18 protein-coding genes are annotated in these 21,868 nt (G+C 63.4%); 5 read left to right on the top strand and 13 right to left on the bottom strand.

The window, feature by feature from the left end; translation table 11 throughout:
- The first annotated feature begins 288 nt into the window (after positions 1-288).
- A complete protein-coding gene (locus tag DYZ14_RS15380) occupies positions 289-2,358 on the top strand; it encodes an ATP-dependent helicase (RefSeq protein ID WP_154721488.1) in 2,070 nt (689 codons plus the stop codon).
- Positions 2,359-2,422: 64 nt separating this feature from the next.
- On the opposite strand, the gene DYZ14_RS15375 is transcribed toward DYZ14_RS15380, so the two are convergent.
- From DYZ14_RS15375 to chvE, 9 genes are all read right to left on the bottom strand, one after another.
- Positions 2,423-3,061: a 2-dehydro-3-deoxy-6-phosphogalactonate aldolase gene (locus DYZ14_RS15375; protein ID WP_154721487.1), complete on the bottom strand. Its 639-nt coding sequence runs from the start codon at positions 3,059-3,061 to the stop codon at positions 2,423-2,425.
- On the bottom strand, positions 3,058-3,993 hold the full coding sequence (locus DYZ14_RS15370) for a 2-dehydro-3-deoxygalactonokinase (protein WP_154721486.1): 936 nt from the start codon (positions 3,991-3,993) through the stop codon (positions 3,058-3,060). Before DYZ14_RS15370 ends, DYZ14_RS15375 begins: the two co-directional genes overlap by 4 nt.
- A 13-nt stretch (positions 3,994-4,006) precedes the next feature.
- Positions 4,007-5,521 carry an aldehyde dehydrogenase (NADP(+)) gene (locus DYZ14_RS15365; RefSeq protein WP_115671390.1) on the bottom strand — a complete coding sequence of 505 codons (1,515 nt, stop codon included), beginning with the start codon at positions 5,519-5,521 and terminating at the stop codon, positions 4,007-4,009.
- A 21-nt stretch (positions 5,522-5,542) separates the two neighbouring features.
- Positions 5,543-6,472: a Gfo/Idh/MocA family protein gene (locus tag DYZ14_RS15360; RefSeq protein ID WP_154721485.1), complete on the bottom strand. Its 930-nt coding sequence runs from the start codon at positions 6,470-6,472 to the stop codon at positions 5,543-5,545.
- Between the two features lie 10 nt (positions 6,473-6,482).
- Positions 6,483-8,228 (bottom strand): L-arabinonate dehydratase, encoded by a 1,746-nt coding sequence (gene araD, locus DYZ14_RS15355; RefSeq protein ID WP_154721484.1) that lies wholly within the window; start codon positions 8,226-8,228, stop codon positions 6,483-6,485.
- A gap of 53 nt (positions 8,229-8,281) precedes the next feature.
- Entirely contained in the window at positions 8,282-9,247 is a 966-nt protein-coding gene (gene araD1, locus DYZ14_RS15350; RefSeq protein WP_154721483.1) for an AraD1 family protein, read from the bottom strand.
- Between the two features lie 10 nt (positions 9,248-9,257).
- Positions 9,258-10,469: a multiple monosaccharide ABC transporter permease gene (mmsB, locus tag DYZ14_RS15345; protein ID WP_154721482.1), complete on the bottom strand. Its 1,212-nt coding sequence runs from the start codon at positions 10,467-10,469 to the stop codon at positions 9,258-9,260.
- The gene (mmsA, locus tag DYZ14_RS15340; protein ID WP_154721481.1) at positions 10,469-12,004 is read right to left on the bottom strand and encodes a multiple monosaccharide ABC transporter ATP-binding protein; all 1,536 of its coding nucleotides are present in this window, start codon (positions 12,002-12,004) and stop codon (positions 10,469-10,471) included. Before mmsA ends, mmsB begins: the two co-directional genes overlap by 1 nt.
- A gap of 114 nt (positions 12,005-12,118) precedes the next feature.
- Complete coding sequence (gene chvE / locus DYZ14_RS15335; RefSeq protein WP_154721480.1) at positions 12,119-13,189, bottom strand: multiple monosaccharide ABC transporter substrate-binding protein; 1,071 nt, start codon at positions 13,187-13,189, stop codon at positions 12,119-12,121.
- 169 nt (positions 13,190-13,358) lie between these two features.
- Between chvE and DYZ14_RS15330 the strand changes: the two genes are divergently transcribed.
- The gene (locus tag DYZ14_RS15330; protein ID WP_154721479.1) at positions 13,359-14,300 is read left to right on the top strand and encodes a LysR family transcriptional regulator; all 942 of its coding nucleotides are present in this window, start codon (positions 13,359-13,361) and stop codon (positions 14,298-14,300) included.
- Between the two features lie 77 nt (positions 14,301-14,377).
- Positions 14,378-14,776, top strand: coding sequence for a DUF2794 domain-containing protein (locus DYZ14_RS15325; RefSeq protein ID WP_154721478.1), 399 nt, complete (start codon positions 14,378-14,380; stop codon positions 14,774-14,776).
- A gap of 69 nt (positions 14,777-14,845) precedes the next feature.
- Here the strand turns inward: DYZ14_RS15325 and DYZ14_RS15320 are convergent, their stop codons facing one another.
- The gene (locus DYZ14_RS15320; RefSeq protein ID WP_154721477.1) at positions 14,846-15,403 is read right to left on the bottom strand and encodes a GNAT family N-acetyltransferase; all 558 of its coding nucleotides are present in this window, start codon (positions 15,401-15,403) and stop codon (positions 14,846-14,848) included.
- Between the two features lie 150 nt (positions 15,404-15,553).
- Positions 15,554-17,431 carry an MFS transporter gene (locus DYZ14_RS15315; RefSeq protein WP_154721476.1) on the bottom strand — a complete coding sequence of 626 codons (1,878 nt, stop codon included), beginning with the start codon at positions 17,429-17,431 and terminating at the stop codon, positions 15,554-15,556.
- 589 nt (positions 17,432-18,020) lie between these two features.
- Between DYZ14_RS15315 and DYZ14_RS15310 the strand changes: the two genes are divergently transcribed.
- Complete coding sequence (locus tag DYZ14_RS15310) at positions 18,021-19,052, top strand: aspartate-semialdehyde dehydrogenase (protein ID WP_154721475.1); 1,032 nt, start codon at positions 18,021-18,023, stop codon at positions 19,050-19,052.
- Between the two features lie 173 nt (positions 19,053-19,225).
- Positions 19,226-20,047 (top strand): lytic murein transglycosylase, encoded by an 822-nt coding sequence (locus tag DYZ14_RS15305; RefSeq protein WP_154721474.1) that lies wholly within the window; start codon positions 19,226-19,228, stop codon positions 20,045-20,047.
- Between the two features lie 168 nt (positions 20,048-20,215).
- Here the strand turns inward: DYZ14_RS15305 and DYZ14_RS15300 are convergent, their stop codons facing one another.
- Both DYZ14_RS15300 and pdxY read right to left on the bottom strand, forming a co-directional pair.
- Positions 20,216-20,857, bottom strand: coding sequence for a carbonic anhydrase (locus DYZ14_RS15300; RefSeq protein WP_154721473.1), 642 nt, complete (start codon positions 20,855-20,857; stop codon positions 20,216-20,218).
- 82 nt (positions 20,858-20,939) lie between these two features.
- Positions 20,940-21,818, bottom strand: a complete 879-nt coding sequence (pdxY, locus tag DYZ14_RS15295; RefSeq protein WP_154721472.1) for a pyridoxal kinase PdxY — start codon at positions 21,816-21,818, stop codon at positions 20,940-20,942.
- Positions 21,819-21,868: the final 50 nt, after the last annotated feature.

Below are 21,868 nucleotides of genomic sequence, written 5' to 3'. Positions count from 1 at the left end.
GGCCTAAAGCATTGGGGGGCTGGGGGTAAGGGGTCAATGCACCAGACCGGACCCTCTTGGCGTGCTAGACGCCAACACCGGCAATCTCTTCCTCAAATTGGGCGCTGTTTTGTCCAAAATGCGGCGTGTGAGGAGAATCGCCGACTGCAACCCTAACTGGTTTGCATCGCACGGTTTTTCCTTGCTGGCACCATTGCTTGATGAGTATCAAGTTCACTCTCTGTTCTTGCCAAATCGGACATTGTCGTGCAAACCGGATGGCAGAACGAGCAGGGACATCGCCCGCGCATGACCGCATCGCATCTCGATACGCTGAACGACAGGCAACGCACGGCCGTGGTGCACGGTATCGGACCGGAGGCTGCCGGCGGAGACGGGCCGCTGCTGATCATCGCCGGTGCCGGTTCCGGCAAGACCAATACGCTTGCCCACCGGGTCGCGCATCTGATCCTCAACGGCGCCGATCCGCGCCGCATCCTGCTGATGACCTTTTCGCGCCGCGCCGCATCCGAGATGAGCCGGCGCGTCGAGCGGATCTGCCGCAAGATCCTGGGCAATGATGCCGCGGTCCTGACCGATGCCCTGACCTGGGCCGGCACCTTTCACGGCATCGGCGCCCGCATCCTGCGCGACTATGCCTATGAGATCGGCCTCGACCCCGCCTTCACCATCCACGACCGGGAAGATTCCGCCGACCTGATGAACCTGATGCGGCACGATCTCGGCCTGTCGAAGATGGAAAGCCGGTTTCCCACCAAGGGCACCTGCCTTGCCATCTATTCCCGCGCGGTGAATTCCGAGACGTCCCTCACCGAAGTGTTGAAAACCGCCTATCCCTGGTGTGGTACCTGGGAGAAGGAACTGAAGGCGCTGTTTGCCGCCTATGTCGCGGCCAAGCAGGCGCAGAACGTGCTCGATTACGACGACCTGCTGCTCTACTGGGCACAGACGGTGAGCGACCCGGAGCTTGCCGCCGAGATCGGCGGCAGGTTCGACCATGTGCTGGTCGACGAATACCAGGACACCAACCGGCTGCAGTCGTCGATCCTGACGGCGATGAAGCCGGGCGGGCGGGGGCTGACCGTGGTCGGCGACGACGCGCAGTCGATCTATTCCTTCCGCGCCGCAACGATCCGCAACATTCTCGACTTTCCGGCAAGCTTCGACCCGCCGGCCGACATCGTCACGCTCGACCGCAACTACCGCTCGACCCAGCCGATCCTCGCCGCCGCCAATGGCGTGATCGACCTTGCCCGCGAGCGCTTCACCAAGAATCTGTGGACCGAACGCCAGTCCGAGGACCGGCCCCGGCTGGTCAGCGTGCGCGACGAGGCCGAACAGGCCAATTACATCGTCGAGCAGATCCTGGAGAACCGCGAGCGCGGCCTGATGCTGAAGGACCAGGCCGTGTTGTTTCGCACGTCGAGCCATTCCGGCCCGCTGGAAATCGAACTCACGCGGCGCAACATCCCCTTCGTCAAGTTCGGCGGGCTGAAATTCCTCGACGCGGCGCATGTGAAGGATCTGTTGGCGGCGCTGCGTTTTGCCCAGAACCCGCGCGACAAGGTGGCCGGCTTCCGGCTGATGCAGCTCCTGCCGGGAATTGGTCCACAAACGGCGTCAAAGATCCTCGATGCGATCGCTACCGACCCGCATCCGCTGGCAGCGCTCGCCGAAGTCCCGACGCCGCCGCGCACCGGTGAGGACTGGGGCCGATTCGTCGACATGTTGAGCGCAATGGGCAAGGGTCAGGCCGGTTGGCCGGGCGAGATCGAGATCGCCAGACTGTGGTACGAGCCGCATCTCGACCGCATTCACGAGGATGCCGACACCCGCAAGGCCGACCTCGTGCAGCTCGGCCAGATCGCCTCGGGCTACGGCTCGCGCGAACGGTTCCTGACCGAACTGACGCTCGATCCGCCGGACGCCACCAGCGACCAGGCCGGCGTGCCGCTCCTCGACGAGGATTATCTGATCCTCTCGACCATCCATTCGGCCAAGGGCCAGGAATGGAAATCGGTCTTCGTGCTGAACTGCGTCGACGGCTGCATTCCTTCGGATCTTGCGGTCGGCACCACGGCGGAGATCGAGGAGGAACGGCGATTGCTCTATGTGGCGATGACGCGAGCCAAGGACAGCCTGCATCTCACGGTGCCGCAGCGCTTCTTCACCCACGGGCAGAACGCGCAAGGGGACCGGCATGTCTATGCGGCGCGCACCCGCTTCATCCCGGCGACGCTGCTGCAATTCTTCGAATCATCCGCGTGGCCGGTGGCCCAGCCGAGCGCGCCGGGCACGCGGGACGCGCGGCAGATCCGGCTCGATGTCGGGGCGCGCATGCGTGGCATGTGGAGTTGATGGTTTGCCATCAACAAGCTGAGGCGGTCGAGGCCCTCGGAGGATGGGCGCCCAGGGGCGGTCGTCAGGCCGATACGGCGGCATCATAGGCGGCGACAGTGCGCTTTGCCTTTTCCGCCACCGCTACCGCGCTGTCACCCGGCTTGTAAAGGCTGGAGCCGAGGCCGAAACAGCTGACGCCAACCTTGAGATAGGCGGCGAAATCGACATCCGACACGCCGCCGACCGCACCAATCGGCAGGCCCGGCGGCAGGATGGCGCGGATGGCGGTGATACCCTGCGGCCCGAGCGCGCTGGCGGGGAAAAACTTGAGCGCCGCCGCTCCGGACCTGGCGGCCAGCAGTGCCTCGGTCGCCGTGAAGACGCCGGGCATGGTGACCATGCCGTGCTCGACCGCGCGGCGAATGACCGCCGGCTCGACATTGGGCGTCACCAGCAGATTGCCGCCGACACTGTTCAGCCGGTCGACCTGCGGGACCTCCAGCACCGTCCCGGCGCCGATCAGGCAGGAGGCGGGCGCGAGACGCCGTGCCTTCTCGATCGAGGCGAACGGTTCCGGCGAGTTGAGCGGAACCTCGATCGCCTCGAATCCGGCTTCGACGAGAACATCGACCACGCCTTCGATCTCCTCGGGCCGGATGCCACGCAGAATGGCAACCAGATTGCGCTTGAGGTTCGGCCAGGCGATGGCGGGGGTGGTCATGCTGCGATCTCCGGGAAGCGCTGGGGATAGAGAGCTCGTGCCGCGGCAAACAGGCCCTTGCGGACCAGTTCGCCACCATCGAGCGATACGGTCTCGACGCCGGCGAGCGAAAGGGCTGCGGCATAGAGCTCTGTCAACGCACCGCTGCCGATCAGCTGAACGCTTTGGCCCGGGCCCAGACGGGGCCGCATGGCGGCGATCTCCGCGCCGAGCAGCAGGCCGGACAGGCGCGAAGCCGCGCTGGCCTCGTCGGCGCCGGCAAGCAGGCCCCGGGCGCGGATCGAAAACAGGCGTGTGGTGAGGCTGAAGTCAGGATCGAGCGCTTCCTCGACCGCCTCGCCGAAGGCCGGATGGCCGGCGGATGCCCGGCCCTCGCCAACCGACAGGCGCAGGATCGATTGCCGGCTGATAATCTGGAAGAGCTCGCCGGTCATGACCGTGCTGAAACGGCTGATTCGCCCTTCCTCCAGAGACACCCATTTGGAATGCGTGCCCGGCAGGCAGAAAAGCGCATCAATGAGACCATTCGAAACGGCGCCGAGAAGCTGCGTCTCCTCGCCGCGCATCACGTCTTCAGCACCAGCGGTGCGCTGGCAGACACCGGGTAGGATCCTGACGTCGCGCCCGGTTCCGGGCGCCGCGACGGCCTGACGAGGAAGCTCCATCAGGCCGGCCGGCGTCTCGGCATAGGGCGCCTCGATCCAGCCGGCGCGCGCGCCCGCCATGCCGGCGACGACCGCCGGCAGATCGGGAGTAGCGCCGAGCGCGGCCAGATGGCTTTCCAGAACGCCGGCGAAACGATCCGGCGAAAGCGTCCCCATGCCTTCCGGCGATTGCCTTTCCCCGAGCACGCCCGCCTCGGCATCGACCAGCCAGACGCGCAGATTGCTCGTTCCCCAGTCGACCAGGGCCACCGCGGCTTGCGTGCTCATCCTGGAACGTCCCTTAGCGCAGGTCTTCCGGAAGCAGGGCGACCGGGATGTCCTGGTAGCAGACCGGCCGCAGGAAGCGGCGGATCGCCATCGTGCCGACAGAGGTCGCGCCAAAATTCGTCGAAGCCGGGTAAGGACCGCCATGGACCATCGCATCGGCCACTTCCACACCGGTCGGGAAACCGTTGGCGAGAAGGCGGCCGGCCTTGCGCTCGAGAATCGGCAGGAGCTTGGCGCCGAGCGCCTCGTCACCGGCCTCGAGATGGAGCGAAGCCGTCAGCTGACCTTCGAGGCTGCGGGCGACGGCCAGCATCTCGTCGGTGTCGGTCACGGTGACGATCATGCCGAGCGGGCCGAACACTTCCTCACCGAGCGCATGATTGGCGAGCCACTCCTTGCCTGTCGTGGCGAAGAGGTAAGGCGTCGCATTGCGCAGGTCGCAGGTCGAGGTCAGAACCGAGCGAACGCCTTCGACGGAAGCGATCTTCGTGGCGCCCTTGCGATAGGCCTCGGCAATGCCCTCGGTCAGCATCGTCTGCGGGGCGACCGCCGAAAGCGCCTGTTCGGCAGCCTTGGTGAAGGCATTGGCGGTCTCGCCTTCGATCACGACGACGATGCCCGGATTGGTACAGAACTGGCCGGCGCCCATGGTGAGAGAACCGACCCAGCCCTTGGCAATCGCTTCGCCGCGCGCAGCCATGGCCTGCGGCAGCAGGAACATCGGATTGACAGAACCAAGTTCGCCGAAGAAGGGAATGGGCTCGGGGCGCTTGGCGCAGAGGTCGAACAGGGCGCGGCCGCCACCCAGCGAGCCGGTAAAGCCGATCGCCTTGATCAGCGGATGCTGAACCAGCGCGGTGCCGACCTCGCGGTTTCCGCCCTGGACGAGCGAGAACACGCCGGGATGGACGCCGCAACGCTTGATGGCGGCATCAATGGCGGCAGCGACGATCTCGGCCGTGCCGGGATGGGCCTCATGACCCTTGACCACGACGGGGCAACCGGCGGCCAGCGCCGATGCCGTGTCGCCGCCGGCCGTGGAGAAGGCGAGCGGGAAGTTGGAGGCGCCGAACACGCCGACCGGGCCGATCGGCCGCTGCATCAGCTTGAGGTCGGGACGCGGCAGCGGCTGGCGATCCGGCAGCGCTGCGTCATGGCGGCGGTCGAGATAATCGCCCTTGAGGATATGCGTTGCGAACAGCCGCAACTGGCCAACGGTCCGGCCACGCTCGCCGACGAGGCGGGCCTTGGGAAGGCCGGTCTCGCCGGAGCCGATTTCGGTGATGTCGTCACCGCGTGCGTCGATCTCCTCGGCAATGGCCTCGAGAAAGGCGGCGCGCTCGGCACGGCTGGAATAGCCATAGGTTTCGAAGGCCTCTTCCGCGGCGCGCACGGCCTCGTCCACCAGGGCGGCCGAACCGAAGGAGAAATTCCGCACCGGACCTTCCGCAGGCGAGGAGGAGAAGGTCTCGCTGCCCGCCACCCAGCGGCCAGCGATCAGGTGCTTCCCGGTAAATTCATAAGCCATGGCAATCATCCCTTTAATCGATCAGTCTTCGAAGGCCTCGACCTCGAGGCGCTCTGCGCACAGGAAGGCGTCCGCCACCAGCCGCAGCGGCTGGAAATCGACGTCGCTTTGGCGCGCCCGGATGAGCGCGGCGAACCGCTCGTAGATACCGGCATATTCCCGGTCGGGTCCAGCCGAGTTTTCAATGCCGTCGATAAACAGTTCGGCACCGCCCTTGGAAAGCCGCAGCACCCCCTGGTCGGTTTCGACCGTGATGTCCCAGGTCTGCGGGCCTTCCTGGCGCCAGTCGAACACGGCGGAAACCGGCGCATCGGACAGGGTGCGCATGGCGATGTCGGCGGCGATCGGCTGTTTGCGATTGGCCGGGAAGGAGAGGCTCGCCTTTTCGACAAGAACCCGGCCGGGTACGATCTCGGTCAGGATCGACAGCGCATTGATGCCGGGATCGAAGACGCCGAAGCCGCCGGGTTCCCAGATCCAGGCCTGACCGGGATGCCAGCGGCGGACGTCTTCCTTCCAGACGATGGATATGGAGCGTATTGCCTTGTCGGCAAGCCAGGCCTTGGCCGGCGCGACGCCGAGGGCAAAGCGCGAATGCCAGGTGGCAAAGAGCGTGACGCCGGCCTCGCGGGCGAGATCGGCGAGCGCTTCCGCCTCGCCGAGCGTGGTTGCCGGCGGCTTTTCCATCAGGACGTCATGACCGGCGGCGATCGCCTTGCGGGCCATGTCGAAGCGAACTTCCGGCGGCGTGCAGAGCGAAACGGCGCGGATGCCCGACCGCGTGGCGAGGAAAGCATCGAAATCCGTATGGTTGTCGATACCTTCGACCTTGCCGTGACGGCTCACCGCCGCCTTCAGATCGAAATCGCTCCCCTCGGCGATCGACGGGATATGCTGGTCGCGGGCAATCTTGCCGATACCGACGAGAGCGATCGAAATGCGGTCTTGCATGGCCGTTTTCCTAGTGCGAATCCTTGCCGACGGCCGAACCGCGACAACCCTTGAGGAAGTCGAAATCGGCACCGGTATCGGCTCCCTCGACGTGTTCGTGGAACATGCGGGCATAACCGCTGGCCGGCGGCTCGACCGGCGGGCGCCAGGCTGCAAGCCGGCGCTGCAGTTCCTCGTCGGGAATGTCGAGATGGATGCGGCGATTGGCGACGTCGACTTCGATCATGTCACCGTTCTTCACCACGGCGAGCGGACCGCCGACGGCGGCTTCCGGCGAGGTGTGCAGCAGAACCGTGCCATAGGCCGTACCGGACATGCGGGCGTCGGAGATGCGGACCATGTCGGTGATGCCCTTGCGCAGCACCTTGGGCGGCAGGCCCATATTGCCGACCTCGGCCATGCCCGGATAACCCTTGGGACCGCAATATTTCATGACCATCACGCAAGTCTCGTCGATGTCGAGACTCTCGTCGTTGATCTTCGCCTTGTAGTCGTCGATATCCTCGAACACCACGGCACGGCCGCGATGCTGCATCAGGTGCGGCGATGCGGCGGAAGGTTTCAGCACGCAGCCCTTCGGCGCCAGGTTGCCCTTGAGGACGGCAATGCCGCCCTGCTGGGTGAGCGCGCGCTCGACCGGACGGATGACGTCGTCGTTCCAGTTGCGAACGTCTTTGACTTCGTCCCAGATTGGTCCGCCGGAAACGGTGAGCACGTCCTTGTTGAGCTTGCCGGCCTCGCCGAGCATCCTCAGGACCACCGGCAGGCCGCCGGCATAGAAGAACTCTTCCATCAGATACTCGCCCGACGGCATGAGATTGACCACGGTCGGCACGTCGCGGCCACAGCGGTCCCAGTCGGCGAGCGTCAGGTCGACACCGATGCGGCCGGCGATGGCCAGAAGGTGGACGACCGCATTGGTCGAGCCGCCGATCGCGCCATTGGTGCGGATGGCATTCTCAAAGGCCGCCTTGGTGAGGATGTCGGAAGGCTTCAGGTCATCCTTGACCATCTGTACGATGCGACGGCCGGTCAACTGCGACATGGCGCGGCGACGGCTGTCGACGGCCGGGATCGCGGCATTGCCGGACAGCGTCATGCCGAGCGATTCCATCATAGAGGCCATGGTCGAGGCGGTGCCCATGGTGTTGCAGGTACCGGTCGATCGCGACATCGAGGCCTCGGCCTCGAGGAATTCGTCCTGGGTCATCTCGCCGGCCTTGACGGCTTCCGAGAACTTCCACAGATGCGTGCCGGAACCGACGCGTTCGCCGCGGAAATAGCCGTTCAGCATCGGCCCGCCGGAGACCATGATGGTCGGCAGGTCGACGGAGGCGGCGCCCATCAGCAGCGACGGCGTGGTCTTGTCGCAGCCGACCAGCAGCACGACGCCGTCGATCGGCTGTCCGCGGATGGCTTCCTCGACCGCGAGCGCGGCAAGGTTGCGATACATCATCGCCGTCGGGCGATAGGTGTTTTCCGAGGCGGAGAAAACCGGCACCTCGACCGGGAAGCCGCCGGCTTCCCACACGCCCGCCTTCACCTTTTCGGCGAGTTCGCGCAGGTGACCATTGCACGGGGTCAGATCCGACCAGGTGTTCATGATGCCGATGACCGGGCGCCCGTCGAACAGGTCGTGCGGGTGACCCTGGTTCTTCAGCCAGCCGCGATGGTAGATATTGTCGCGGGTATTGCCGCCGAACCATTCCTGGGATCGCAGCTTGCGGGGCCAAATTGCCGGTTTGAAAGCGCTCATGGCTGTTCTCTGTCTCTTTGCTGGTGGCGTGGCGCCGCGCACGGCGTCCGTATTCAGAGCATGGTTACGTCAGGATTTCCGGCGGCGGCGCGCGCCAGCGGGTTCTTGAGCGGCAGGCCGAACGCACCCGCCTGGACCTCGAACACATCACCGTCCTCGGCCTTGATGCCATCTGCGAACGACAGCGTCGCCGTGCCGAACATGTGCACATGCAGATCGCCCGGCTGGCGGAAGAGATCATACTTGAAATGGTGGTATTCGAGATTGGCGATCGTGTGGGACATATTGTCCTCGCCCGAGAGGAAGGGCTTTTCCCAGATCACCTTGTCCCCGCGCAGGATGCGCGAGGTGCCCTCGATATGCGCCGGCAGCGCGCCGACGAGCATTTCCGGGCCGAACGATGCCGGGCGCAGCTTGGAATGCGCGAGGTAGAGATAGTTGATCTTCTCGGTGACGTGATCGGAAAACTCGTTGGCGATGGAAAAGCCGAGGCGGAACGGCGTGCCATCCTTGCCGATCAGGTAGAAGCCGGCGATTTCCGGCTCTTCGCCGCCGTCCAGCGCGAAGGAAGGCGATACGAGCGGAGAGCCCGACGCGATCGCATTGACGCCGGTGCCCTTGTAGAACCACTCGGGCTGAACGCCTCGCTCGCCGGCCTTCGGCTTGCCGCCCTCGAGGCCCATGCGGAACATCTTCATCGAGTCGCTCATGCCGACGGTATCGGCATGCATGCTGTCGCGGGTCGAGGCCGAGCCGGTATGGGTGAGCCCCGTGCCGGTCAGGAACATGTGGGCCGCATCGGGATGACGGACCGGGCAATCGAGCTTGCCGGCGGCAGCAAGGGCCGGCAGATCGACGAGCTCGCCCTCGCCCCGGCTGGCGATGCAATCGGCCAGCGTGGTGCCGGCGGCAATCGCCGCCCTGGCCAGTTCATAGGTGGAGGCGAAACCCGGCACGAGGCGCGCAGATTCCCCCTGGCGGCAAATGACGCCACCATCCTTCAATTGCGACAGGTACATGTCTCTTACCTCAGACTGCTTTGTTCTTGTTGTAGACGTCGAAGAAGACGGCGGCGAGCAGCACCAGACCCTTGATCAGTTGCTGATAGTCGATGCCGATGCCCATGATCGACATGCCGTTGTTCATCACGCCCATGATGAAGGCGCCGATGACCGCACCGATAATGCGGCCGACCCCACCCGAGGCCGAGGCGCCGCCGATGAAGCAGGCGGCGATGACGTCGAGTTCGAAGCCGACGCCGGCCTTCGGCGTCGCCGAATTGAGGCGTGCGGCGATGATCATGCCGGCAAGGGCGGCAAGCACGCCCATGTTGACGAAGGTGTAGAAGGTCAGCCGCTCGGTGTTGATGCCGGAAAGCTTGGCCGCCTTTTCGTTGCCGCCCATCGCATAGATGCGCCGGCCGATGGTCGAACGGGTGGTGACGAAGGTGTAGAAGGCGATCAGCACGCCCATGACGACGAGCACGTTCGGCAGGCCGCGATAGGTCGACAGCTGGAAGCCGAGGAAGACGGCGACGACGCTGATGACCGCCATCTGGCCGGCGAAGAAGACGAAGGGTTCGTTCGGGGTGCCGTGCTGCTCGTTTAGGCGGCGGTTCTTCAGGCCCGAATAGATCGCCCAGCCGACCAACGCCAGAACGGCGAGCAGCGCCACGTAGTTCTTGACGACGCTCGTGGCCGGATCGGTGAACGACAGGAAGTCCGGGATGAAGCCGGTCGACAGCAGCTGGAATTCCTTGGGGAACGGGCCGATCGGCCGGCCCTCGAGCACGACATAGGTGAGGCCGCGGAAGACCAGCATGCCGGCGAGCGTGACGATGAAGGACGGGATCTTCTGGTAGGCGACCCAGTAGCCCTGGGCGGCCCCCATGGCGGCGCCGATGATGAGACAAAGCGGCACGACGAGCGAGAAGTGCCAGCCCCATTTGACCAGCATGATCGCCGATATGCCGCCGATGAAGGCAACGATCGAGCCGACCGACAGGTCGATATGCCCGGCCACGATGATCAGCAGCATGCCGAGCGCCATGATGATGATGAACGAGTTCTGGAGCACCAGATTGGTGATGTTGACCGGCTTGAACAGGACGCCGCCGGTCAGGAACTGGAACAGCAGCATGATGACGACGAGCGCCAGCAGCAGGCCGTATTCGCGAATATTCTTGCGCAGATAGTCGCTGACGGAAACTTTCGGGGTTTCGGTGCGGGTGTCGATTGCCATTAGTGTTTCTCCCCCGAGCGCATGATGGCACGCATGATGGATTCCTGGCTCGCTTCGCCCTTGGAAAGCTCAGCGACGATCCGGCCTTCGTTCATGACGTAGATCCGGTCACAGGTCCCGAGCAGCTCGGGCATTTCCGACGAGATCATCAGAATGCCCTTACCCTCTGCGGCCAGCTGGTTGATGATGGTATAGATTTCGAATTTCGCCCCGACGTCGATGCCGCGCGTCGGCTCGTCGAGGATCAGCACTTGCGGATCGGTGAACAGCCATTTCGACAGCACCACCTTCTGCTGGTTGCCGCCGGAGAGATTGACGGTTTCCTGGTAGATCGAATGGGAGCGGATGCGGAGCTTGGACCGATAGTCCGAGGCGATACGGGCTTCCTTGCGCTCGTCGATGAAGCCGTTGTTCGACACGCCGTCGAGATTGGCGAGCGTGGTATTGTGCATGATGTTGTTGTTCAGCACGAGGCCGAGATGCTTGCGGTCCTCGGTGACGTAGGCAAGACCGGCAGCGATCGCCTTGGGGATGGTGCTGACATCGACCGGCTTGCCGTGCATGAACACCTGGCCGGAAATCTTGTGACCCCAGGACTTGCCGAACAGGCTCATCGCGGTTTCGGTGCGTCCGGCGCCCATCAGGCCGGCAATGCCGACCACTTCGCCTGCGCGCACGGTAAAGTTCACGTCATGCAGGAACTGGCGGTCGCGGTGGTTCTGGTGGAAGACATTCCAGTTCTTCACCTCCAGCAGGGTCTCGCCGATCTTGGGTTCGCGCGGCGGATAGCGGTCTTCCATCGCCCGGCCGACCATGCCGCGGATGATGCGGTCCTCGGTGATCTCCTGGGTATGACAGTCAAGCGTCTCGACGGCGCCGCCGTCGCGCAGGATGGTGATCTGGTCGGCCACCTTGCGGATTTCGTTGAGCTTGTGGGAAATGATGATCGAGGTCATGCCCTGCTTGCGGAATTCCATCAACAAGGTGAGCAGGGCGTCCGAATCGGTCTCGTTGAGTGAGGCGGTCGGCTCGTCGAGGATCAGCAGGCGGACCTTCTTGGAAAGCGCCTTGGCGATTTCGACCAATTGCTGCTTGCCCACGCCGATGTCGGTGATCAGCGTGGAGGGCGAATCCTTCAGGCCGACTTTCGCCAAAAGCTCCTGCGTGCGGGCGAAGGTCGCCGGCCAGTTGATCACGCCATTACTGGCGATCTCGTTGCCGAGAAAAATGTTCTCGGCGATCGACAGGAGCGGCACCAGCGCCAGCTCCTGGTGAATGATGATGATGCCGAGCTCTTCGCTGTCGGAAATGGTGGAGAAGCGGCGGACTTCATTGTCGAAGTGGATCTCACCCTCGTAGGTGCCGGCGGGATAGACCCCGGAAAGCACCTTCATCAGCGTCGACTTGCCGGCGCCGTTTTCGCCGACCAGCGCGTGGATCTCGCCTTCGCGCACCTTGAAACTGACATTGTCCAGGGCCTTAACGCCCGGAAACGTCTTGGTGATGCCGCGCATCTCGAGAATGATCTTGTCCATGTGCAGAATTCCGGCGCGGCGCAGCGACACGATCGTCAAGCCGGCGGCGCAAGCTCCCTAAATGCTACGGGAAAAGGGGTCCGCGACGGATCGCGGACCCGGGTCAATCAGAGATCAGTTGTCGATCTGCTCGGCGGTGTAGTAGCCGGAGGAAACCATGACGTCCTTGATGTTGGACTTGTCCACGGCGACCGGCTTGAGCAGGTGGGACGGAACGACCTTGACACCATTGTTGTAGGTCTTGGTGTCGGTCACTTCCGGCTCCTTGCCTTCCATCACGGCATCGACCATCGATACGGCAACCTTGGCAAGCTCGCGGGTATCCTTGAACACGGTCGAATACTGCTCGTCGGCGAGGATCGACTTGACCGAGGGGAGCTCGGCATCCTGACCGGTTACGACCGGCATTGCCATGTCGCCCGAGCCGTAGCCGACGCCCTTGAGGGCCGAGAGAATACCGATCGACAGGCCGTCATAGGGCGACAAAACGCCATGGACCTTGTCTTCGGTATAGGTCGAGGACAGCAGGTTTTCCATGCGGGCCTGGGCGACAGTGCCGTCCCAGCGCAGGGTGCCGACCTGTTCCATGCCCTGCTGGCCGGACTTCACGACGATGTCGCCGCTGTCGATCATCGGCTGCAGGATAGACATGGCGCCATCATAGAAGAAGAAGGCGTTGTTGTCGTCCGGCGAGCCGCCGAACAGCTCGACATTCCACGGCTTGGTGTCGCCGAACTTTGCCTTGAGGCCTTCGACGAGGCTGGTGGCCTGGAGGACGCCGACCTGGAAATTGTCGAAGGTGGCATAGTAGTCGACATTGCCCGAGTCACGGATCAGACGGTCATAGGCGATGACCTTGACGCCGGCATCGGCGGCCTTCTGCAGGATGTCCGACAGCGTGGTGCCGTCGATGGCGCCGATCACGAGGACCTTGGCACCCTTGGTGACCATGTTCTCGATCTGCGCAAGCTGGTTCGGGATATCGTCATCGGCAAACTGCAGGTCGGGCTCGTAGCCGGCGTCCTTGAACAGCTTTTCCATGGTCTCGCCATCCGAGATCCAGCGCGTCGACGTCTTGGTCGGCATGGAAATACCGACAACGCCCTTCGTTTCCGCAATTGCCTGCGACGCGAACACCGAAATGCCCAGCGCGACAGACGCAATAAGAGTGGTGATTTTCTTCACGGAATTCCTCCCTGGCTGATCGTCCGGCTCCAGCTCCGTCTGGCAACCGTACAGTGCAAGAACCGGCGACGACACGAGGCCCGCCTGATCCGAGCGGAGTCATAGCGCTTCGGATATACCGTTCAAATGATTAGTTTGACTTTCTGCATACCGTAAGTGATATGTCCCTATGTCCGAGAAACTCGCCAACCGCCTCCTGCCCAAGCATTTCAGCCTGATTCGCGCCATTGCCGACTATGGTCAGCTGAGCCTGGCGGCGAATGCGCTGTCGATCACCCAGCCGGCCGCATCGCGCATGCTGGCCGAGATCGAGCGCCATGTCGGGGCGCCGATCTTCGTGCGCACGCCCAAAGGCATGGAGGCGACGGCGATCGGCTGCGCGCTGGCGCGGCGGGCGGAGAACCTGCTGGAAGAGATCCGCGAGGCGGCGCGCGAGGTCGATGCCATCCGCCGCGGCCTGACGGGAACGGTCAGGGTCGGCGCCGTCACCGGCGGCGCCGTCGGATTTGTCGTGCCGGCCATCCAGGCCTTGAAGGCCGAGGCCGAGACCGCCGATGTCCATGTCGAGGTTGCCCCCAGCGATGCGCTGATCGCCGAGCTTCTCGCCGGCCAGCTCGACTTCGTCCTCGGGCGCATTCCGGCAAGGATCGACGCACGCCAATTCACCATCAGCGGCGTGCTGACCGAGGAGGTGGACCTGCTGATCCACCAGAGCCATCCGCTGGCCAATGCCGAGAGACTGACGATGGCCGATCTCGTTCACTTTCCTTGGGTGATGCAGGCGCCGGGCGCGCCGGTGCGGCAGGCGCTGGAATCCGTCTTCATCGCGCAGGGCGCGCCGATCCCGTCGAACATCGTCAACACTACCTCGCTGCTGGTGATGATCGCCATGCTCGCCGCATCGAACGCGATCGCTCCCATGTCGCGCGAGGTCTCCGACCTGCTCTGTCGCCACACCACGGGCTCGGGCCTTCTGCCGCTCGACATTCGCGAGCCGATCCGCGTCGCGCCCTACCACCTGATCAGCCTGACGACGCGGCGAATGACGCCGGTCGCGCAGCGTATGCGCGATCTCGTGATCGCCGAGTTCGACAACCGTGGCCGCAGCTAGAACCCGAGACTTGCAATTTCGACTCCATGAGGCAGACTGTCATCTGTCCGTCACGAAGGCGAGGTCTTGACACTTCCATGAGCGATCAGTCGGAGAGAGGAGCCGAAGAGAGCGGCAATCGCGACGCAGGTACCGCCGCCGTCGTCGACATTCATCAATATCGCCAGTCCCGCGACCCGCTGCCTGTCACCTTCCATCGCCGCGAACTGGATGCGATATTGTGGATCTACGGCCGCATGGTCGGCGAAGGCGTGTGGCGCGACTATGCGATCGACCATCTGAAGGACAGGGCCGTCTTCTCCGTGTTCAAGCGCGCAGGCGAATACCCGCTCTACAGGATCGAGAAGGACCCGAAGCTCGCCGCCAAACAGGGCGCCTTCTCGGTGATCGGCGCCGATGGCAGAATTCTCAAGCGCGGGCATGAGCTGAAACAGGTGCTGAAGGTCTTCGACAGGACGCTCAAGCTCGTCGACTAGCGGTTGTCCCTGTTTTCATTCGTCTTTTCAGAAAACCGGCATCCACTTGTCCAAGGCAAACTCCGGTTCTCAACCCGCAAAGAGCGTGCCCGGATAGCGCGTCGGATCTGGATCGCTCGTGTCGCCATCGCCGAGCGCGATCTGCATGAATACGGTATCCAGCCATTGGCCGAGCTTGAATCCGGTCCCGGTCAATGTCCCGGCAGGATGAAAACCGCAGGCCCGATGAACGGCGATCGAGGCAAGGCTGGCCCCACCGATCACGGCGACCATCTGCCGGAAGCCGAGAGCGGTGGCGCGCTGAACCAGGGCCTCTAGCAGCAGCTTGCCGATGCCACGACCGCGAGCCTCCGCAGCGATGTAGATCGAATCCTCGACCAGCCAGCGATAGGCCGGACGTGTCCGGAACGCGGAGACATAGGCATAGCCAAGCACCGTGCCCGTCGGATCGACGGCAACGATGTAGGGATAGCCCTGGCGCGTCGTCGCTTCGAACCGCGCCATCATCTCGACCTCGTCGGGCGCAACGAGTTCGTAGCTGGCCGTCCCCGTGAGGACCGCCTCGGCATAAATGCGTGTGATGGCGGCAAGATCGGCCGCAGCGGCGTCGCGAAGCGTGACTGTCATGGGAATACCGGGCGGAACTGCATGGCTCAATCTTCCACAGCATCATCAGCACTTCAAGCCATCGAAATCGGCACACGACCGGCATTGAAAAAGAGCCCGGCGCGTTGGCGCCGGGCTCTCCGATTGCTCTTCCATAAGGTCAGGGCGACCTTAGGCGTTGATGTCGTTGTCCTTGGTTTCCCGCAGGAAGATCATGCCGACGACGAAGGAGAAGCCGGCGATGATGATCGGATACCACAGACCATAGTAGATATCACCCTTGGCGGCGCTCATTGCGAAGGCCGTTGCAGGAAGAAGACCACCGAACCAGCCGTTGCCGATATGATAGGGAAGCGACATGCCGGTGTAGCGGATGCGGGTCGGGAACATCTCGACGAGCATGGCGGCGATCGGGCCGTAGACCATGGTGACGTAGATCATCAATACGGTCAGGACACCGATGACACCAACCCAGCTGACCTTGGCGGGATCGGCGACCATCTTGAACGCACCGCCATTGGCGATCGTGTACACGGCCATTTCCGGAGCGGCTGCGGCTTCTTCGGCCGTCAGCAGCTTGTCCTTGACCAGATCGGCGGTCGGAACCGTTGCCTTTTCGCCGGCGCGGATGGCGGCGGCATCAAGGGCGAGTTCCGGGTTTGCGGCAACGAAGGCATCAAGCTTGCTGTCCGGAACCTTGACGGCGGCGCGAACCAGCGGATAGCCATTGGTCTGCAGGGCAAGGTTGATGCCCTTCTGCATCGTCGCATCCAGAGCCTTGGCCTGATCCGCCGACTTGACGGCGTCATAGCTCTCGATCGTCGCGTCACCGATCTTGATCGTGGCAACGGAGCCGGCCGGGCCAGCGACGACATCATAAGGAACCGAGTTCCTGGTCAGCGTCGAGGTGGCAATGTCGCACGAGGTCGTGAACTTGGCCGTACCCGTCGGGTTGAACTGGAAGGTGCAATCCTTCGGATCGGAGGTGACTGTTGCGCGGATGTTTTCCTGCGCTGCGAACAGGGCCGGGTTACCGAACTGGGTCATGGCCTTGAAGAGCGGGAAATAGGTCAGAACGGCGAGAAGCAGGCCGGCCATGATGATCGGCTTGCGGCCGATCTTGTCGGACAGCCAGCCGAAGACGACGAAGAACAGGGTACCGATCGCAAGCGCGATGGCGACCATGATATTGGCGTCCTGCGGATCGACCTTCAGGACGTTCTGCAGGAAGAACAGGGCGTAGAACTGGCCGGAGTACCAGACCACGGCCTGACCGGCGACGGCGCCGAGCAGGGCGAGGATGGCGACCTTGGCGTTCTTCCACTGGCCGAAGGCTTCGGAAATCGGCGCCTTGGAACGGGTGCCTTCTTCCTTCATCTTCGTGAAGGCCGGGGATTCGTTCATCTTCAGGCGGATCCAGACCGAGACGGCCAGGAGCAGCGCGGAGAGAAGGAACGGAATGCGCCAGCCCCAGGCAGCGAATGCTTCGCGGCCCATGGCGGTCTGGATGCCGAGAATGATGAGCAGCGAGAGGAACAGGCCAAGCGTTGCAGTGGTCTGGATCCACGACGTGTAGAAACCACGACGACCATGCGGCGCATGTTCAGCAACATACGTTGCCGCACCGCCGTATTCACCGCCGAGCGCCAGGCCCTGCAGCATGCGCAGCACGATCAGGATGACCGGAGCGGCGATACCAATGGTGGCAGAGCCGGGCAGCAGGCCGACCAGGAAGGTCGAGGCGCCCATGATCAAGATGGTGATGAGGAAGGTGTACTTACGACCGACCATGTCGCCGAGGCGGCCGAACACCAGCGCGCCGAACGGGCGAACGAGGAAGCCGGCAGCGAATGCCAGCAGCGTGAAGATGTTCCGGGTTGCTTCCGGATACTGCGAGAAGAAGGTCGCGCCGATATAGAGCGCCAGTGAACCGTAAAGATAAAAATCGTACCACTCGAAAACCGTGCCGAGCGACGAGGCAAAGATGACCTTGCGCTCCTCGGCAGTCATGCCCCGCGGCGAGCCGCTGACGGCTGCGACATTTGCCATTGTTATTCCTCCACAAGATTACGTTCCCCGCCGACCGCCGACCCACCACTCCTCCGGGTCGCTTTGTCGCGGTTACGGGTTGTTTACAAACTGGCAGAAAACGGCGGAAATCAAGAGAGATGCTTTGGGCTTATGACTTAAGTCTAAGGCAACGGTTTCCCATGGTCGCAAATAGGCCGGCGTGACGGATTCGGCGTGTCTTTTTGCGACATATCCACCCTGACGCAAGGCGGTCGGGGCAAGCCGACCGCCCTGGAACAGGAACCGGCTATCCGGGCCGCCCGTCAGGATGAAACCCCGCCTTGTGCTTGACTCTGGCAAAAAACCTCTTAATAGCTCGGCGGGAATAGGGATTCGCTCATGTATTCTTTCTGCTCGCACATCGCAGACGGATTGAGCCTGGCGCACGGCGCCGGGATGGACGGACGTATCTCGGTTCCATTCACGACCACAGCCAAAACGACGACGAAAACCGTCTGACGTCTCTGGCCCCCGCTCTCTCCCCGGCACGGCCGGGGACAAGGAAGGCGCGCTTTGCAGCGCGGCTCCCCCCTCACCACCCGAGGAGAGACAGAAAGAGAGCAATTTAATGGGTTTCAAGATCGCAATCGTAGGCGCCACCGGCAATGTCGGGCGCGAAATGCTCAATATCCTCTCCGAACGCGGGTTTCCGGCCGACGAAGTGGTGGCGCTCGCCTCGGCCCGTTCGCAGGGCACCGAAGTCTCCTTCGGCGACAAGGTTCTGAAGGTACAGAACCTCGAGAACTACGATTTCTCCGATACCGACATTTGCCTGATGTCCGCCGGCGGCACGATCTCGCAGAAGTGGTCGCCGAAGATCGGCGCCCAGGGCTGCGTCGTGATCGACAACTCGTCCGCCTGGCGCTACGACGCCGACGTTCCGCTGATCGTTCCGGAAGTGAACCCGGACGCCATCGTCGACTTCAAGAAGCGCAACATCATCGCCAATCCGAATTGCTCGACCGCCCAGCTCGTCGTCGCGCTGAAGCCGCTGCATGACTTCGCCAAAATCAAGCGAATCGTCGTGTCGACCTATCAGTCGGTGTCCGGCGCCGGCAAGGAGGGCATGGACGAGCTGTTTACCCAGACGCGCGCCGTTTTCGTCGCCGACCCGATCGAGGCGAAGAAGTTCACCAAGCGCATCGCCTTCAACGTCATCCCCCACATCGACGTGTTCATGGAAGACGGCTACACGAAGGAAGAGTGGAAGGTTCTCGCCGAGACCAAGAAGATGCTCGACCCGAAGATCAAGGTGACCTGCACCGCGGTGCGCGTTCCCGTCTTCATCGGCCATTCGGAATCGGTCAATATCGAGTTCGAAAACGAAATCACCGCCGACCAGGCACGCGACATCCTGCGCGAGGCGCCGGGCTGCCTCGTCATCGACAAGCACGAGAACGGCGGCTACATCACCCCGATCGAATGCGCCGGCGAAGACGCGACCTTCATCTCGCGCATCCGCGAGGATGCAACCGTCGAGAACGGCCTCAACATGTGGATCGTCTCCGACAACCTGCGCAAGGGCGCGGCTCTCAACGCCGTTCAGATCGGCGAACTGCTGATCAATCGCGGTCTCATCAAGGCCAAGAAGGCCGCCTGACAGGACCAATGCCGGCTCCTCGCCCCGAAGGCGCGGGGGGCCGGCTCAAGGATCATCATTTCGTGATCGGCAATGCGGCGAAAGCAGCGCCGAAACTGTAGACCCGGCGTGACAGAATCAGCTGTCGCTGGCATGTTACGATCAAGTCAAATCGCAAGAATACGAGGCAATACATGCGACTGTCCAAGTTCCTGTCGGCGGCGTTTCTGTCGGCGGCCATGTTTTCGACCGTAGGCGGCGCCGCCCATGCGGCGCAATGCGGCAATTCGTCTGCCGGTTTCGAAGCCTGGAAGCAGGAATTCAAGTCGGAGGCAGCCCGCGGCGGCGTCAGCCCGAAGCTCCTCGACAAGGTGATGGCCAACGTATCCTACAGCAATGCCACGATCCGCGCCGATCGCGGTCAGAAGAGCTTCAAGCTGTCCTTCGACCAGTTCATGCAGAAGCGCGGTGGCGCCACGATCATCTCCCGCGGCAAGAGCATGAAGAAGGGCAATGCGGCGCTGTTCGCCAGGATCGAGAAGCGCTACGGCGTGCCGGCGGGACCGCTGATCGCGATCTGGGGCATGGAAAGCGGTTTCGGCTCCTTCATGGGCAAGGAACACATCCTCTCGGCCGCAGCGACGCTGGCCTATGACTGCCGCCGTTCGGCATTCTTCACCGACCAGTTCTACGCCGCCCTGCAGCTCGTCGGCAATGGTTCACTGTCGATGTCGGCGCGGGGCGCAGCCCATGGCGAGATCGGCCAGACGCAGTTTCTCCCGCGCAACGTGGTGCGCTACGGAGCAGATGGCGATGGCGACGGCAAGATCGACCTGGTGAGCTCGCGCGCCGATGCGTTGGCCTCGACCGCCAACTTCCTGCGTGGCCACGGCTGGCAGGCCGGTGGCGGCTACCAGCCCGGCCAGGCGAACTACGGTGCGCTCCAGCAGTGGAACGCCGCAACCGTGTACCAGCAGGCGATCGCCCATATCGGCGCACGTATCGACGGCGAGTAAGGAAGGCCGCTCGGGCCTTCCAATCGGGCCCGCCGAACATCATGACAAGATCCCACGGGGAATCTAGAACGCACGGATAAAGTCCGGGAAGCGAGAAATGTACTTCGCCATCGCCCGGCTTATCGTCTCGAGCAAGGGGGATCGTGACCGATCTCACCCGACGAGAGCTTATCCTTCGAGGCGAACGAAGTCCCGGCTATCCGGATCCATCACCCATAGCTCGCCATTGGCAATGTCGAACCAGGCGCCATGGATCTGGAGCTTGCCGCGCTCCTCGAGAATCTTCACGCAAGGGAAAGTGCGCAGATTGGCGATGGAATTGCGGATGGAGATGCGCTCCAGCGCGGTCTGCCGCTCGGTCGCGGTCATCACCGAATTGCCCTGGATCTGTTCGGCGGCGGTGCTGACCAGCCCCATCCACTTGCCGATGAAATCACCCGGCGAAAGCGGCTCGGCATTGGGATCGAGCGCGGCGCGGATGCCGCCGCAGCGGCCGTGACCCATCACGATGATGTCTTTGACCCGCAGCGCTTGGACCGCGAATTCCAGTGCCGCCGATGTGGAGTGGTATTGTCCGTCCGGCTCGTAGGGCGGCACCATGTTGGCGACATTGCGCACGACGAACAATTCGCCCGGACCGGCATCGAAGATCGTCTCGGGGGCGGCGCGGCTGTCGCAGCAGGCGACGACGAGGGTGTGCGGCTTCTGTCCCTGGTCGGCCAGAACGCGATAGCGTTCTCGCTCGTCGACATAGCGACCGCTCATGAAGTTGCGATAACCGTTCAGCAGGGACGTTGGGAAGCGCTTCATGGCTTTCCGATTAGCGCGAGCCGGCGTCGATGGCAACAGCTTCGCGCAAGCTTCAGACACAAACCGGCAATGCACGCCACGCTCAGCTGCGCTTCGGCCGCTGGGCGGGGTGCAGAAGATGGCGCATCTGCACCATGGCCATCGGCTTGGAGAGGCTGGAGGCGTCGCTTTCGAGCGTCAGCTCGTCGCCGCCACGCTTGGCGGTGCGCGCGAGGATTTCGAAGACGCTGGCCGTGGTCAGTTGCAGGGCCCGCTCCTCCGGCACGCCCGCCAGCAGGCGCGCCAGGAACAGGGCCGAGGTCAGGTCGCCCAATCCGTTGGGCGGATTGTCGATCAAGCGATGCTCGGCGAGCAGGGCGTGTTTTCCACTGAGATACAGATTGCCGGTGCCGCCTGCCATCATCGGCACTGCCGACGTGACCAGCATGCGCGACGGGCCGAGCGACAGGGCCGCCTCCATGATCTCCGCATTGGTCGACAGCCTGGCACCGACCAGCCATTCGAGCTCGTAGCGATTGGGCGTGGCGACGGAGGCAAGCGGGATCAATTCGTCGCGGATCGCCACCGCGGTCTCCTCGCCGAGATAGAGACCGCCGACATCACCCATGACCGGATCGCAGACATAGAGCAGGTCGGGATCGCGCGCCCGCAAGGCCCGGACCAGCCGTGCGACCGCTCGCGGCTGCGCGGCATTGCCGAAATAGCCGCTCAAGACCGCCTTGACCTCGCCGAGCCACGGCGCGCCAATGAGATCATCGATCGCGTGATCGAATTCGCTCTCGCCAAAGGTGAGCCGGGTCGATGGTCCGTGGCCGGGATGCCAGGGAAGCACGACGGTCGGCAGGGCCCAAACGGGAAAGCCGAGGCTTTCGAGCGCAAAGACGGCAGCCCTGTTGCCGACCGAACCACGCACGACGTGACTCGAAATGACGATGACCGCGCCGGGTGCCTGCTCTGCCATGACTACCTATCCCTCCTGGTGCCGCCGTTGATCGGGCAAAAGGCCCGCGA

The sequence above is a fragment of the Ciceribacter sp. T2.26MG-112.2 genome, assembly GCF_900492205.1.
Classification (GTDB): Bacteria; Pseudomonadota; Alphaproteobacteria; order Rhizobiales; family Rhizobiaceae; genus Allorhizobium; species Allorhizobium naphthalenivorans_A.
Note: the sequence above shows the minus strand (reverse complement) of the source record. Positions and strands in the feature narration are given on the sequence as shown.

Bases quoted from the DNA above. Each gene is read 5' to 3' on its own strand.
- DYZ14_RS15380 (WP_154721488.1), top strand. From the start codon at position 289: ATGACCGCATCGCATCTCGATACGCTGAACGACAGGCAACGCACGGCC.
- DYZ14_RS15375 (WP_154721487.1), bottom strand. From the start codon at position 3,061: ATGACCACCCCCGCCATCGCCTGGCCGAACCTCAAGCGCAATCTGGTT.
- DYZ14_RS15370 (WP_154721486.1), bottom strand. From the start codon at position 3,993: ATGAGCACGCAAGCCGCGGTGGCCCTGGTCGACTGGGGAACGAGCAAT.
- DYZ14_RS15365 (WP_115671390.1), bottom strand. From the start codon at position 5,521: ATGGCTTATGAATTTACCGGGAAGCACCTGATCGCTGGCCGCTGGGTG.
- DYZ14_RS15360 (WP_154721485.1), bottom strand. From the start codon at position 6,472: ATGCAAGACCGCATTTCGATCGCTCTCGTCGGTATCGGCAAGATTGCC.
- araD (WP_154721484.1), bottom strand. From the start codon at position 8,228: ATGAGCGCTTTCAAACCGGCAATTTGGCCCCGCAAGCTGCGATCCCAG.
- araD1 (WP_154721483.1), bottom strand. From the start codon at position 9,247: ATGTACCTGTCGCAATTGAAGGATGGTGGCGTCATTTGCCGCCAGGGG.
- mmsB (WP_154721482.1), bottom strand. From the start codon at position 10,469: ATGGCAATCGACACCCGCACCGAAACCCCGAAAGTTTCCGTCAGCGAC.
- mmsA (WP_154721481.1), bottom strand. From the start codon at position 12,004: ATGGACAAGATCATTCTCGAGATGCGCGGCATCACCAAGACGTTTCCG.
- DYZ14_RS15330 (WP_154721479.1), top strand. From the start codon at position 13,359: ATGTCCGAGAAACTCGCCAACCGCCTCCTGCCCAAGCATTTCAGCCTG.
- DYZ14_RS15325 (WP_154721478.1), top strand. From the start codon at position 14,378: ATGAGCGATCAGTCGGAGAGAGGAGCCGAAGAGAGCGGCAATCGCGAC.
- DYZ14_RS15320 (WP_154721477.1), bottom strand. From the start codon at position 15,403: ATGACAGTCACGCTTCGCGACGCCGCTGCGGCCGATCTTGCCGCCATC.
- DYZ14_RS15315 (WP_154721476.1), bottom strand. From the start codon at position 17,431: ATGGCAAATGTCGCAGCCGTCAGCGGCTCGCCGCGGGGCATGACTGCC.
- DYZ14_RS15310 (WP_154721475.1), top strand. From the start codon at position 18,021: ATGGGTTTCAAGATCGCAATCGTAGGCGCCACCGGCAATGTCGGGCGC.
- DYZ14_RS15305 (WP_154721474.1), top strand. From the start codon at position 19,226: ATGCGACTGTCCAAGTTCCTGTCGGCGGCGTTTCTGTCGGCGGCCATG.
- DYZ14_RS15300 (WP_154721473.1), bottom strand. From the start codon at position 20,857: ATGAAGCGCTTCCCAACGTCCCTGCTGAACGGTTATCGCAACTTCATG.
- pdxY (WP_154721472.1), bottom strand. From the start codon at position 21,818: ATGGCAGAGCAGGCACCCGGCGCGGTCATCGTCATTTCGAGTCACGTC.